Consider the following 13838-nt stretch of genomic DNA (forward strand, 5'->3'; position numbering starts at 1 on the left):
AGGATGTAGCGCGGAACCCGTAAAACTCCCCTAACCGGGCGGGATCGGGGCGGACCAAGCCGCCATGCGGCTGCCGTGGGCCCTCAGGCTGCGCGGACGGTGTCCAGGAAGCGCGCGACTTCGGCCGCGAGATGCTCGGAGTGCCGCGACAGCGCGGAGGCCGCTTCGAGCACCTCGCCTGCCGCCCGGCCGGTTGTCTCGGCGGCCCCGGCAACGCCGAGGATGGTACTGGTCACCGCGCCGGTGCCGATCGCCGCCTGCCCGACATTCCGCACGATCTCCTGCGTGGCCGCACCCTGCTCCTCCACCGCCGCCGCGATCGAGTTCGCCACACCGCTGATCTCCTGGATCCGCCCGGTGATCGCGTCGATCGCCGCGACGGCCTCGCCGGTCGCCCCCTGAATGCCCGCGATCTGGCCGGCGATCTCCTTGGTGGCTTTGGCGGTCTGCGCGGCCAGGGCCTTCACCTCCGAGGCCACCACCGCGAAGCCGCGCCCCGCGTCGCCGGCGCGCGCGGCCTCGATCGTGGCGTTGAGCGCCAGCAGGTTCGTCTGCCCGGCAATCGCGGCGATCAGCCCGACGACGTCGCCGATCCGCCCCACCGCGCCGCTCAGCGCCCGGACCAACGCGCCCGTCTGGTCGGCTTCAGAGACCGCGCCCGCGGCGAGCTTGGTCGAGCCCGCGACCTGCCGGCCAATCTCCTGCACGGAGGCGCCGAGTTCCTCGGCGGCCGCCGCGACGGTGTTGACGTTGGCGGCAGCCTGCTCGGCGGCGACCGCCACGGTGCTGGACTGGCTGGCGGTCTCGGTCGCGGTGGCCGTCATGGTCTGGGCGGTGGCCTGCAGTTCGGTCGCCGAAGACGACACCATGCCGATGATGCCGCCGACCGTGCGCTCGAAGCGCTGGGCCACCGCCTGCAGGTCGGATCTGCGCTGGGCCTCCGCCGCAACCCGCGCCTCGGCCGCCTCGGCCTCGATCCGGCGGCCGTGGATCAGGTTGTCCTTGAACACCTGGACGGCCCGCGCCATCGCGCCGATCTCGTTCCGGTAGGCGCGCGCCGGGACCGTGGCGGACGCGTCCCCGTCCGCCAGCGCCTGCATCGCCGCCGTCAGCGCCCGGAGCGGGTGCAGCACGCCGGCAAACAGGGTCCACAGGCCCAGGGCGACCAGGAGGACCACCGCCAGCAACGTCACCACGCTGCGCGCGACGACGCTCCGGGCCGCGTCGGCGAGGGTCTCGGCGCGCGCCACCATCGCGTCGAGGGCCGCGTCGCAGAGGTCGACGATGAAGCGCTGATTCTCGGTGTTGCGCTGGCGCAGCTCGTCGAACGTGTAGCCTGCGGCGGTGTGCGTGCTCAGCGCGTCGAAGACCGCCTGCGCGATGACCTTGGCGTCCCCCTCGAAATTACTGGCCTTCGCCTTCTCGAACGCGGTCCGGACCGCCTCCGTGACGTCAGTCGCGGCCTCGGTCGCGCGCCGCCACGCGTTCAGCAGTTCGGCCCGCTCTTCCGCGGCCGCGACCGTCTCGGGCAGGGACCACGACGTCCCGGCGACCAGGGACGCCTGCACCCGCACCGCGACGTTGCCGCTGGCGACGCGGGTGTCCCAGGCCGCCTGCTTGAGGGCGAGATAGCGCTGCAGGACGGGATCGGACCGGGGAATGGCCGCGTCGACCGCCCTGAGCGTCACCGTCAGGGCCTCCAGCAGGTCCCGGAACGCGGTCAGCGCGGCGTCCCGCAAAGCGGGGTCACGCCGGGCTTTCGGCAAACCCAGGGCCGCGTCGATGCGGGGCCGGAGGGCCGCCATCACGTCCTGGGCGGCGTTCGGGCGATCGAGCGTCGCGCCGACCGCCGGCTCGGCCAGATCGTTCAGGCTGCGCTGAGCCCGACGGTAGTTCTCGATCATCGCCTGCCGGCTGGCCGCGATGGTCGACAGGGTCTTCGCATCCGCGGGCGCTTCACCCCCGAGGGCGAGTGTCGATCCGCGCTCGAGCCGCAGCGGCAGGATTGCCTTGAGGAGCCCCTGGCTCGCCTGGGTCAACGTCACGGCCCTGTCCGCAGCCTTCGCCTGCGACCGCGCGTCGACGAGAGTCTGAACGGCGTCGCCCAGTGCCATGCAGGCCATGATCACGATGACCAAGCACAACAACGTCCGAATCGAGAAGCGTCCCAGCCAGCGGGTCATGGGTCAGAATCCCAGATTGCTTGACGTTCTGTCTTACGGTGTAAGATTTGTGCAAGCAATAAAGGGAAGTTGTTTTCTTTAGCTGGCAGATTCGTGTATATATGTGCGTTAAGATGTGCGAGTAAATAGTAAAATATTGAAATTTTACTGCAATATAATCGGGTTGTATTATAAATTGCGCCGCAGAACTGGACATCCATCCGGCAGAGCGGGGCATCCGGCTTATTTCCACGCGACGGTACGATACGGAGCCGATCTCTGGCGTCCGGGCGCTTCCGTTCGTGCAGGCGTAGCGGAGCCTTCCCATCCAGGGCGGCGCGGACCGAGCCGGCGCTCCTCGGCGCCTGGGCGCGTCGCGAACCGCGTGATGGCGGAGCGGGCTGCATGGGCTGAAAGTGCCGGTCGGGCCCGGGACCGCGCCCGCGAGGCCCCTAGAGCCCGCGCTCGTAGCGCCAGGCCTCCATGCCGTCCTCGTAATAGTCGGGTCGCACCGCGAAACGGACATAGCCCCGGCGCTCGTAGAGGCGGATGCCGGCGCCGTTATCGGCGCGCACCTCCAGCCGGAGCCTGTTGCAGCCTCGGGCGCGGGCGTGAGCCTCCGCGGCGTCGAGCAGCCTGCCGCCGAGACCGAGGCCGCCACGGTTCGGCGCCACCGCGATCGAGGCCAGCCGAGCGATCCGGCTGCTGCGCCGCCGCTCCAGCACCGCGGCGCCGACGAGGACCGGGGTCGGATCCGCGTCCGGCGCGTCGATCAGCGCTGCCAGCACGTCCATCGTGAGTGACTGGATCGCGTGGCGGATCGCCCGGCGCTCGGCCCGGTCGGTGGCGAAGGCGGCGTGCTCCAGGGCGACCAGGGCGTCGAGATCGGCAAGCGTGGCGGTGCGGATCGTCGGCTCGGGGAGCCCGGCGCCGATCGGGTTGCGCAGGGGGGCGCTCACGCCTTCGCCGTCGCGGTGGATCTGATCGGCCCGGCCATCGCTCGCTTGAATCCTCTATCCCGCCGGTCAGATGCCTGCTTCCGCCCCGCTTGGGAAGCCCGCACGGCCCGCCGCGCCCCGTCGCGATGCGGCGTTTTTGCAACGGACCGTGCCGGGTGTGGATTCCGGGCGAAAAAGCGGGCGTTCCGGGGCGGCTTGCTCTTGTCGCGCCGGGCCCGCCTCCGTATATGCGCCATGCCCAATTTCGCACGTGCCTGTGGCCGCGTGTCGGTTGGTGGGCATCCGGTCAACTGCCGGACAGCCGCCAGGGGTCTTAAAGGATCGATGGTCGCAAGGGTGGATCCCTACGGCCGGCATCCAGGTGGCAACACCGGACCCCGACAACAACCGGCAGCCGGAGGCGAAACCGGCGAACCCCGCTCTCCACGGGGGACGCAGCTTAAAGCAACGACGAACGGGCTTTTTTGGTCTCGTCGGCCCTCCAAAGGCCGGCACCGAAGAGGCTTGTTTCTCTTTGCCCGGCGTGCGGTGGGGGTCATCCCTTCCAATCCACGGCAGCTTCCGGGTGCTCTGCGCCCGCACGGACACACGCGTCTCCAAAGCGCGTGGGCCGGCGCGACGCATCGCCCCCTGACGCCGGCGGCCCGTTCGGGCCGTCATCTTCGACAGCGCGCCCCGCGAAGGGCGCACGCGAACCCGTGCCGGGAGACGACCATGACCGACCGCATCCGTGACTTCCTGCGCGTGCGCCGCGACCTCGGTCAGGACGAGGGCCCCGTGATGGTCCTCGATCTCGACGTCGTGCGCGACAACTACACCGCCTTTGCGCGCTCCCTGCCGGACACCCGGGTGTTCTACGCCGTGAAGGCGAACCCAGCCCCCGAGGTGCTGCGCCTGCTCGCCGAGATGGGCTCCTGCTTCGACACCGCCTCGGTGGCCGAGATGGAGATGGTGCTGGCCGCCGGCGCCACCGCCGACCGGATCTCCTTCGGCAACACGATCAAGAAGGAGCGCTGCATCGGCCGCGCCCTGAAGCTCGGCATCCGCCTGTTCGCGGTTGATTGCCAGGCCGAGGTCGAGAAGATCGCCCGGGCCGCCGAGGCCATGGCCGTGCCGGCCGGCGAGATCCGGGTGTTCTGCCGCATCCTGTGCGACGGCGCGGGCGCCGACTGGCCGCTGTCCCGCAAGTTCGGCTGCGTGCCCGAGATGGCCGCGGACGTGCTGGAGCACGCCCATCGCCAGGGGCTCGAGGCCTACGGCATCTCGTTCCATGTCGGCTCGCAGCAGGGCAACACCGAGGCCTGGGACGGGGCGCTCGGCTCCGCGGCCGGGATCTTCCGCGAGTGCGCGGAGCGCGGCATCGGCCTGTCGATGGTCAATCTCGGCGGCGGCTTCCCGACCAAGTACCTCAAGGCGGTGCCGGGCGTGGAGAGCTACGGCGAGGCGATCTTCCGGGGCCTGACCAAGCATTTCGGCAACCAGATCCCCGAGACGATCATCGAGCCGGGCCGCGGCATGGTCGGCAATGCCGGCCTGATCGAGGCGGAGGTCGTGCTCGTGTCGAAGAAGTCCGCCGAGGCCGACGAGGTCCGATGGGTCTACCTCGACATCGGCAAGTTCGGCGGTCTCGCCGAGACCATGGACGAGGCGATCCGCTACCCGATCCGCACGGCGCGGGACGGGGACGCGACCGAGCCCTGCGTCATCGCCGGCCCGACCTGCGACTCGGTGGACGTGCTCTACGAGCGGCAGCTCTACCCGCTGCCGGTCTCGCTCTCGATCGGCGACAAGGTGCTGATCGAGGGCGCGGGCGCCTACACCACGACCTACGCGGCGGTGGCCTTCAACGGCTTCCCGCCCCTTCAGCAGATCGTGATCTGATCGCGCGTGCCGCCCGGGACATTCCGGGCGGCCTTCTTCCGAAACCGTTCCCGGCGGGTGACACGCGGCAGGAGGCGGACGCACGGATCCCGTTCGTCTGGAACCACCCTGCGGTCACGCGGCGTTAAGGGCCGCTGTCGTTTCTCCGGAAGCGTCGGCCAGCCCTGATCGCTCGCCGAGACGACCCATCGCTTCTCCCGCATGCCGGCCCCGGGGAGGGCATTGTCATGATCGAGATCCGCGCGGAGCACCTTCACGACGTCCCGGCGCGCGAGCGCCTGCTCGATGCGTGCTTCCCCGGCAACCGACGCGGCAAGACTTCGGAGCGCCTGCGCGAGGGACGCCTGCCGGCGCGCGGCCTCGCCTTCGCGGCGACCCGCGCCGGGCGGCTGGTCGGCACCCTGCGGCTGTGGCACGTCGAGGCCGGCCTCGCCCGCCCGGCGCTGCTGCTCGGCCCGCTGGCGGTCGATCCGGCGATCCAGGGCCAGGGGCTCGGCTCGGTGATGATGCAGGCCGCCCTCGGCCGGGCCGAATCGCTCGGCCACGGCGCCGTGCTGCTGGTCGGCGACGCGCCCTATTACGCCCGCTTCGGCTTCGATCGGGTGCTCGCGGAGGGTCTGACCCTGCCGGGGCCGTTCGAGCGGGAGCGCTTTCTCGGTCTGGAGCTGCGCGCGGGTGCCCTGGCGGGCGCCGAGGGACTGGTCCGGGCGACCGGTGTGCTCGCACCGGTCGAGGCTGTGGCGAACGGGGCCCAGGTCGCGCGACGACGCGCAGCCTGAGCGAGGGTGTCACGGGTCGCCGGTTTGAGGCGGCTCGTCTTTGCGAGCGCAGCGAAGCAACCCAGGGCCGCGCGCGAACCCATTCTGTGGCGAATCCCTGGGTTGCTTCGCTGCGCGCGATGACGGAGTGCAAGCCTGGCATGTCGGGGCTGCGGCCGCGTCCACCGTCCTGGCCGCTCTCGTGCATTGCGCCGGGCGCCCGCGATCCCGCATAGACGGTCCGCCGGCCTCCGGAGAAGGTTGCTCGACCGATGCAGATCGCCACGCCCTACCTGATGTTCCTGGGCGACGTGCCCGACACGCTGGCGGCCAAGACCGCCTACGGGATCAAGGATTGGCGCCCCGAATGGTGCGTCGGCCAGATGCGCCTGCCGGGCTGCGCCGCCGATCTCGGCATCCCCGACATGACCCTGCCCGAGGCCCTGGCGAAGGGCTGTCGCACCCTGGTGATCGGCGTCGTCAATGCCGGCGGCGTGCTGCCGGACCATTGGGTCAAGGAGATCGTCGCGGCGATCGAGGCGGGTCTCGACGTGGCGAGCGGCCTGCACGTCAAGCTTGGCGCGGTGCCGGCCATCGCGGAGGCCGCGGCCCGGCGCGGCCGCCAGCTCCACGATGTCCGCCACACCGACGAGCGCTTCCCCACCGGCAAGGGCATCAAGCGGGCGGGGCGGCGCCTGCTCACCGTCGGCACCGATTGCTCGGTCGGCAAGAAGTACACCGTTCTGGTCCTGGAGCGCGGCATGCGCGCGCGCGGCCTCGATGCCGATTTCTGCGCCACCGGCCAGACCGGTGTGTTCATCTCCGGCCGTGGCGTCGCCATCGACGCCGTGGTGGCCGACTTCATCTCCGGCGCCGTCGAGACGATCTCGCCCGACGCCGCCCCGAACCATTGGGACCTGATCGAGGGCCAGGGCTCGCTCTACCACCCGTCCTTCGCCGGTGTGAGCCTCGGCCTGCTGCACGGCGCCCAGGCCGACGCCTTCGTGGTCTGCCACGAGCCGACCCGCACCAATATGCGCGGCGTCAAGCATCCGCTGCCGACGATCCAGCAGGTCATCGATCTCACCGTGAAGCTCGGCAGCCTGACCAACCCGGCGATCAAGCCGGTGGGCATCGCGGTGAACACCCAGGCGCTCGCCGAGGGCGAGGCCCGGGCGCTCCTGGACAAGCTCGGGTCCGAGCACGGCCTGCCTGCCACTGACCCGGTGCGATTCGGTGTCGACGGGCTGGTCGACCGGATCGTCGCCGACTTCCCGGAGGCCTGACATGGCCCGTCGCCTGACTCTCGCCGTCGAACGCTTTCCCATCGCGGGCGCCTTCACGATCTCCCGCGGCAGCCGCACGGAGATCGCCGTGGTGGTGGCGACGATTACGGACGGCGACACGGTCGGGCGCGGCGAATGCGTGCCCTATCCGCGCTACGGCGAGAGCGTCGAGAGCGTCAGCGCCCTGATCGCGGGGCAGGCGGAAGCGATCGCGGCCGGGATCGGCCGGGAGGAGCTGATGGCGCGGATGAAGGCTGGCGCCGCGCGCAACGCCCTCGACTGCGCGCTGTTCGATCTTGAGGCCAAGCGGCAGGGTCGTCCTGCCTGGTCCATCGCCGGGCTCCCCGAGCCCCGGCCCGCGATCACCGCCTACACGCTGAGCCTCGGCACGCCGGAAGGCATGGCGGAGGCCGCCCGCAAGGCCGCCCACCGGCCGCTGCTGAAGGTTAAGCTCGGCGGGGACGGGGATCCGGAGCGCATCGCCGCCGTGCGGGCCGGCGCGCCGGAGTCCCGGCTGATCGTCGACGCCAACGAGGCGTGGCGGCCCGAGAATGTGGAGGCCAACCTTGAGGCCTGCCTGAAGGCGGGCGTCGCGCTGATCGAGCAGCCGCTGCCGGCCGACGCCGATGCCCTGCTCGCCGAGATCGCCCATCCGGTGCCGGTCTGTGCCGACGAGAGCCTACACGACCGCGCCGGCCTCGACGCGCTCGCCGGGCGCTACGACGCGATCAACATCAAGCTCGACAAGACCGGCGGCCTGACCGAGGCGGTGCTGCTCGCCTGGGAGGCGAAGGCGCGGGGGCTCTCGATCATGGTCGGCTGCATGCTAGGCACGTCGCTCGGCATGGCGCCGGCGGCGTTGCTGGCGAATGACGCGGATTTCGTCGATCTCGACGGGCCGCTGCTGCTGGCCCGCGACCGCGACCCGCCGCTGCGCTACGACGGCAGCCTGATGCACCCGCCCACGCCGGAGCTGTGGGGATAGCGTGTACGGGCGGGGGCGCGTATCGCCACCCGCAGCGCGGATCTCGTCGTCCCACATGCCGCATCGTCATCAACTCAGTTGGCGGCTGAGTTTTGTGGGTGTGCGTAGGCGTCGCGCAGGCGTGCGTTTGCGATGACGATGAGGCGTCGCATGAGGGCTGTGATGGCGACGAGGGGCTTCTTTCCGGCGGCGCGCAGGCGCTGGTAGGCGTCCTTGAGGGCGGGATTGTAGCGGCTTGCGGTGAGGGCGGCCAGGAACAGGGTCCGCTTGACCTCGGGTCGTCCGCCGCGGGTGCGTCGGTAGGCGTCGGCGGCGCCGCTCTGGTTGGGATGGGGGGCGACGCCGGCCAGGGCTGCGGCTTGGCGGCGGTCGATGCGGCCGAGTTCGGGCATGAGGGCGATGAGAGCGGCCGCGGTTGTGGCGCCGATGCCCGGGATGGCGCGCAGGACGCGCTCGGCGCGCCTCAGATCAGTGGTGCCGGCCACGAGTTCGGCGATGGCGGCCTCGAGCGCCTGGATCTGGGCGACCAGACAGGCGCGCAGGGCGTCCAGGCAGGCGCGGACCGGCTCGGCGCCGGGGGCGGCCAGCCGGTTGGTGCAGGCGGTCCGCTGGGCGATGAGATCGGCGCGGGTGAGCACCAGGGTCTGCAGGCGCTCGCGTCGCGGGTCGGGGGCCTGCCAGCGGGCGAGGCGGGCGTGGCGCTCCTGTGCGTAGCGGGCCAGCGCCCGGGCATCGAGGCTGTCGCTTTTGCCCAGGGTCCCGAACGAGCGGATGAAGGCTTTGACCTTGCGCGCGTCGGCGCGGTGAGCGGGGCATCCGGCGGCCAGCAGGGCGGCCAGGAGCGCGTCCTCGAAGCCACCGGTGGCCTCGCAGACGACGAGGCAGGTGGTGTCCAGGCGGGCGGCGAAGCCGGCGAGGGCTTCGGGTGTGTTGGCCAGGGTGCGGGTGCTGCCGTCGCGGCTATCGCAGACGACGATGAGGGTTTTGCCGACATCGCAGCCGATGAAGCGGGTCGGGGTGGGCGGGGTGACGGGCTCGGCCATGGGGGCTATCCTGGTGCGGCTTGCGATTGTCTGCGGGCGTCATGCCGGCTGGCAGAGGGGCCCAGGCAACTCATCAAGCGTGGCAAGGGAAGCGCAGCGTCGACCAGGATGACGACGGGCGTATCAGCCCTATTCCGGGACGGCCGGCGCCGCGCGCCTGGTCCGGGCGGCCACCCGGACCAGGCATCCCGCTCGCGCGGAACAGCCCCACACTAGCACCCGTGCAACAGACAATTCCGGGGCGCCGAAGGCGAGCCCGGAATCCAGAGCCACCCACAGTGCTAGATCCTGGCACGCCAGCGCGGCTAGATTGCGGGTTCCGCTGCGCGGCTCTGAAATGACGGGGCGCGACGACCTCACCCTGTGGAGAGGCCGGCCGAAGAGGATAGGGATCGCCCAACCTGTCACCGGCTGGGCATCACAACGGGTTTGGGATTAGGTATACCAGAAGGCTTGCGTTCCGCCCGCCCGGCTGCCATCCATCGGCGGTGCGATGGGGCGTGGCGCGGACGCGTTGCTCCCAGCAGCCAGACAACACAACAGCAGTCTTCAATGCTGGGGAGGAACGACGTGGCCAGAAACATCCTGATCCTGGGAGCCTCCTACGGCTCGCTCCTGGGGACCAAGCTCCTGATGGCCGGTCACAACGTGACCCTGGTGTGCCGCCGGAAGACCGCCGACCTGATCAACCGCGAGGGGACCGAGGTCCGCATCAAGCTCCGCGACGAGAAGGAGCACCGCGCGATCCACTCGCGCGACCTGCCCGGCAAGGTCGACGCCATGCCGCCGGAAGAGGTCGACGTGTCGCGCTACGACCTCGTCGGCCTCGCCATGCAGGAGCCGCAGTACAACAACCACACGATCCGCGTCCTGATGATCAAGATCGCGGCGGCGAAGCTGCCGTGCCTGTCGATCATGAACATGCCGCCGCTGCCCTACCTCAAGCGGATCCCGGGGCTCGCCGCCATGGATCTTGAGGACGCCTACACCAACGCCGGCGTCTGGGACCGATTCGAGCCGGGGCTGGTGTCGCTGTGCTCGCCCGATCCGCAGGCCTTCCGGCCGCCCGAGGAGGAGGCGAACGTCCTCCATGTCGGGCTGCCGACGAACTTCAAGGCCGCAACCTTCGCCGATGAGGCGCATAACCGCCTGCTCCGGGAATTGGAGGCCGATATCGACGCCGTGCGCCTCGACGGGCAGGACGTCCCGGTGAAGCTCAAGGTGTTCGACTCGCTGTTCGTTCCGCTGGCCAAGTGGTCGATGCTGCTGACCGGCAATTACCGCTGCATCACGCCCGGCGAGCCGCAATCGATCCACGACGCCGTCCACGGCGATCTGGCGCGCTCGCGGGCGATCTACGAGCATGTCGACGGGATCGCCCGGAAGCTCGGCGCCGATCCGGCCGATCAGGTGCCGTTCGAGAAGTACGCCAAGGCCGCCGAGAGCCTGCTGAAGCCGTCCTCGGCCGCGCGGGCCGTGGCGAACGGCGCCCCCTACATCGAGCGCGTCGACCTGCTGGTGAAGCTGATCGCGCACCAACTCGGCGAGCCGAATGCCGAGATCGACCGCACGGTCGAGACCGTCGATCGCAAGCTCGACGAGCGCATCATCGAGGGCTGACGGAGGCGTCGGGCGCGACGCCGCACGGCGTCGCGCCACTTACGCTGTCCTCACGAGCGTCGCGAAGTGACCCGGAGCCGCGCGCCATCGATCGGTGTGGCGGTTCTGGATGGCGTCGCACCGCTCGCCAGGACGGATCTGCGATCCGTCATTCCGCCAGATTCAGGAAATGCCGCCCCTGGCGGTCGTCGATCTCGATGATCCAGAGATCGGAATCGAACCGGATCTCCTTAGTCAGGCGCTCCTCAACGTCGAGCGGGCTGCCGCCGACGACCATTGCGGCGAAGCGCCGGTCGCCGCTCTCCTCGGCCTCGAACAGCGCCTGCGGCGCCGGTCCGTAGAGGTCGGCGCTGCCGTCGAGGCGATCGACCTTCACGAAAATCGCGCCGGCCTCTGCGGCTCCGCGCCGGCGGAGCACGGCCGGGATGCCCGCGACGTCGAGCCGCCGGAGATGGGCCGAGACCCAGAAATCGGAACGCAGGCGCATGCGTCTGGGACCTCGTGAAAATCGGCTCGCCGCAGGATGGGCAGCCCGATGCGGCGGTCGGATCCTGAACCCTGCGGATCCAGGGGAGTGCTGCCTTCGCCATGCGTGAAAGCGCCGGCTCGATCAACCTCGGCCGCGCGACGCGGCCCGGCCGGGCTGCAACGGTTCGGCGCCTGGAATATTCCGGCGCATAATTTCGTATTTTTCGGGATTAAAAAAGAATTTGTCGATGTGTGAATGCGCACATCTATAGTATTGTTTGATGATTATCTGAGCAAAGGGCACCTGAATTCGCATTTTGCGATGAAAGAAGGAGCACTCCGATGTGGAGAACGATTTCGCTCGCGACGCTGATGCTCGCTGGCCTGTGCGGTATTGCGCCCTCGGCTCACGCCCGTTCGGAGACGCTCATGGATTTGCTCGGTAACCGCGACTCTGCGTCCTGCCCGCGCTACCAGCGGACGCCGCAGGATGCCTGCAACATCGTCGTGCATCGGCCGGGCGGGAATCCCACGCAGGACATGACCGGCTCGATCGGCCACGCGAAGTCCTGGCAGGCCAATGGTGGCCCGCGTTGTAAGACGATCTGCCGATTTACCGGCACGCAATACTAGAGACGCACGCTCACGCGCCGAACCGGTGTCCACTTTGGCGAAGAGCACCGTAACGGCCCACATCTGATGCTGGGACTTCCGCCCGCGATGTCCGCAGAGGATGGCCCTCACCTTGGCCCCGGGGATCGGAAGCGGGGGTTCCGCTTCCGATTCCGAAACCCGGAGCCCTTCTCGGCCGAGACGGTCCGTGCGCATCTCGGTGAGATCCTGCCCGATGGGCGGAGCCCAGAGCCGCTGCGCACCGGAACCCGCGGCTTCGTGCTCCCCACGCCGGTCGGCCATCCGGCGGCGATTCCATGACACGGCCTCCGGAAGTCGCTAGGACTGACCAAGCTGAGCCCCGTCCCCGGTCCATGATCCACCCCTCCGAAAGCTCCGTCAGGCCGGACACATCCGAGCCTGAACGCCTCGCCGAGCTGGACGCGTTCGACGTGCTCGACACGGCGCCCGAGGAGGCTTTCGACGATGCGGTGCACATTGCCCGGTTGATCTGTCAGACCCCGGTGGCCCTCGTCAGCCTGGTCGCGGCCAAGCGCCAGTGGTTCAAGGCGCGGGTCGGCTTTCCGGCCTGCGAGACTGATCTCGACCGGTCCGTTTGCGTCTACGCGCTGAGCGAACCGGATCTGCTGATCATCCCCGACCTCACCGCAGATCCGCGCACCCGCAACAACCCGCTGGTGACGGGTGAGCCCCATATCCGCTTCTATGCCGGAGCACCGCTGCGCACACCCAGCGGCCGTGTACTCGGCAGCCTGTGCGTCATCGATCACCAGCCCCGGCCGGACGGGCTGACGGAGGCGCAGAAGGACGCGCTGCGGCGACTGGCGCGGCAGGTGATGATCCTGCTGCGCGAGCGCCGCCAGCTCGCCAAGATGCGGGCCTCGGAGGTGCTGGCCCGTGCCGCCACGACCCGGCGTCTCGCGTTGATCGAGTTGGGCGATCAGCTCCGCGACCTCCCTACGATCGACGCGATGACCGCCAAGGCGGCCGAGATCGTCGGCCGGACCCTGAACGCCAGCCGCGCCGGCTATGGTGAGCTGGATGCCACAAGCCAGGTGATAACCATTCCGGACGATTGGGCCTTGCCCGGCGAGGTCAGGCTGATCGGCCGTCATCGCTTCGCCGATTACGGCACGGTCGGACCCGGGATCGAGCGCGGCGACACCCTCGTGGTCACGAATGTCGAGACCGACATCCGCACCGCGGGTCACGCCAAGCCGTTCACGGCCATCAACGTTTACGCCATGCTCAACGTGCCGGTGCGCGAGCGGGGACGCACGGTCGGCGTGTTCTTCGTGCATAGTCCCACGGTGCGGGAATGGCGGCCGGAGGAAGTCGCGTTCGCCCGCAACGTGGCCGACCGGGTGCAGGTCGGCATCGCCCGCCTGCGGGCTGAGGAGCAGCAGGCGACCCTCAACCACGAGATCAGCCACCGCATGAAGAACACGCTGGCGATGGTGCAGGCCATCGCCACGCAGACCATGCGCAACGCTGTGGATCTCGATGCGGCCCGCAGCGCTCTCGCGGCCCGGCTGATCGCCTTGGGCAAGGCTCACGACCTGCTGCTGAGCGGCACGCGCGAAAGCGCCAGCATCGGCGCCATCCTGCGGGGGACGCTGGCGATCCACGACGACGCACAGGCCAATCGCCTGCGGCTGGACGGACCTCCGGTGCAGGTCGGCGCCCGGGCCGCGCTGTCGCTGGCGCTGATCGTCCACGAACTGGCGATCAATGCGGCCAAGTACGGGGCGCTGTCGGTTGCCGGAGGCCGCGTCCGCGTCGGGTGGACGATCGACACGACAGGACCGGAGCCGATCGTGCGCCTGTGCTGGAGCGAGCACGACGGTCCGCCCGTGACGCCGCCCACCAGCCGGGGGTTCGGCAGCCGCCTGATCGAGCGCGGCCTCGCCGGGGCGTTCGGCGGCGAGGCGAACCTCAGCTACAAACCCGAGGGCGTGGTGTGCGCGCTGACCGCCCCGCTGGCCGCGATCGAGGCGGACGAATAGGCGGCCGGGGCTGCCGTCCCATCCGTTTGCCTCAACG

At 69.9% G+C, this 13838-nt stretch carries 11 protein-coding genes; 7 read left to right on the forward strand and 4 right to left on the reverse strand.

The window, feature by feature from the left end; all coding sequences use genetic code 11:
* Positions 1–83: 83 nt before the first annotated feature.
* Complete coding sequence (locus tag AC3WSN_RS24670; protein WP_492541561.1) at positions 84–2183, reverse strand: methyl-accepting chemotaxis protein; 2100 nt, start codon at positions 2181–2183, stop codon at positions 84–86.
* Between the two features lie 431 nt (positions 2184–2614).
* Positions 2615–3121 (reverse strand): GNAT family N-acetyltransferase, encoded by a 507-nt coding sequence (locus tag AC3WSN_RS24675; protein ID WP_492541563.1) that lies wholly within the window; start codon positions 3119–3121, stop codon positions 2615–2617.
* A gap of 714 nt (positions 3122–3835) precedes the next feature.
* Between AC3WSN_RS24675 and AC3WSN_RS24680 the strand changes: the two genes are divergently transcribed.
* The 4 genes from AC3WSN_RS24680 (at position 3836) to dgcA (ending at position 8031) form a co-directional block, all read left to right on the forward strand.
* The gene (locus AC3WSN_RS24680; protein WP_238199763.1) at positions 3836–5002 is read left to right on the forward strand and encodes a type III PLP-dependent enzyme; all 1167 of its coding nucleotides are present in this window, start codon (positions 3836–3838) and stop codon (positions 5000–5002) included.
* A gap of 227 nt (positions 5003–5229) precedes the next feature.
* Positions 5230–5781, forward strand: coding sequence for a GNAT family N-acetyltransferase (locus tag AC3WSN_RS24685; RefSeq protein WP_492541565.1), 552 nt, complete (start codon positions 5230–5232; stop codon positions 5779–5781).
* Positions 5782–6032: 251 nt separating this feature from the next.
* Positions 6033–7046 (forward strand): N-acetyltransferase DgcN, encoded by a 1014-nt coding sequence (gene dgcN / locus AC3WSN_RS24690; RefSeq protein WP_492541567.1) that lies wholly within the window; start codon positions 6033–6035, stop codon positions 7044–7046.
* Between the two features lies 1 nt (position 7047).
* Complete coding sequence (gene dgcA / locus AC3WSN_RS24695) at positions 7048–8031, forward strand: N-acetyl-D-Glu racemase DgcA (RefSeq protein ID WP_492541569.1); 984 nt, start codon at positions 7048–7050, stop codon at positions 8029–8031.
* 74 nt (positions 8032–8105) lie between these two features.
* Here dgcA and AC3WSN_RS24700 read toward each other — a convergent pair whose 3' ends face one another.
* Complete coding sequence (locus AC3WSN_RS24700) at positions 8106–9074, reverse strand: IS110 family RNA-guided transposase (RefSeq protein WP_492536452.1); 969 nt, start codon at positions 9072–9074, stop codon at positions 8106–8108.
* Positions 9075–9644: 570 nt separating this feature from the next.
* Here AC3WSN_RS24700 and AC3WSN_RS24705 point away from each other — a divergent pair.
* Positions 9645–10694 carry a ketopantoate reductase family protein gene (locus AC3WSN_RS24705; protein WP_238199770.1) on the forward strand — a complete coding sequence of 350 codons (1050 nt, stop codon included), beginning with the start codon at positions 9645–9647 and terminating at the stop codon, positions 10692–10694.
* Between the two features lie 148 nt (positions 10695–10842).
* On the opposite strand, the gene AC3WSN_RS24710 is transcribed toward AC3WSN_RS24705, so the two are convergent.
* On the reverse strand, positions 10843–11181 hold the full coding sequence (locus AC3WSN_RS24710) for a DUF1491 family protein (RefSeq protein ID WP_492541571.1): 339 nt from the start codon (positions 11179–11181) through the stop codon (positions 10843–10845).
* Between the two features lie 323 nt (positions 11182–11504).
* On the opposite strand from AC3WSN_RS24710, the gene AC3WSN_RS24715 reads away from it, so the two are divergent.
* Together AC3WSN_RS24715 and AC3WSN_RS24720 are read left to right on the forward strand one after the other, a co-directional pair.
* On the forward strand, positions 11505–11795 hold the full coding sequence (locus tag AC3WSN_RS24715; RefSeq protein ID WP_192711351.1) for a hypothetical protein: 291 nt from the start codon (positions 11505–11507) through the stop codon (positions 11793–11795).
* Between the two features lie 353 nt (positions 11796–12148).
* Positions 12149–13801: a sensor histidine kinase gene (locus AC3WSN_RS24720; RefSeq protein ID WP_492541574.1), complete on the forward strand. Its 1653-nt coding sequence runs from the start codon at positions 12149–12151 to the stop codon at positions 13799–13801.
* Positions 13802–13838: the final 37 nt, after the last annotated feature.

The sequence above is a fragment of the Methylobacterium sp. FW102-HT35C08 genome (assembly GCF_058790235.1).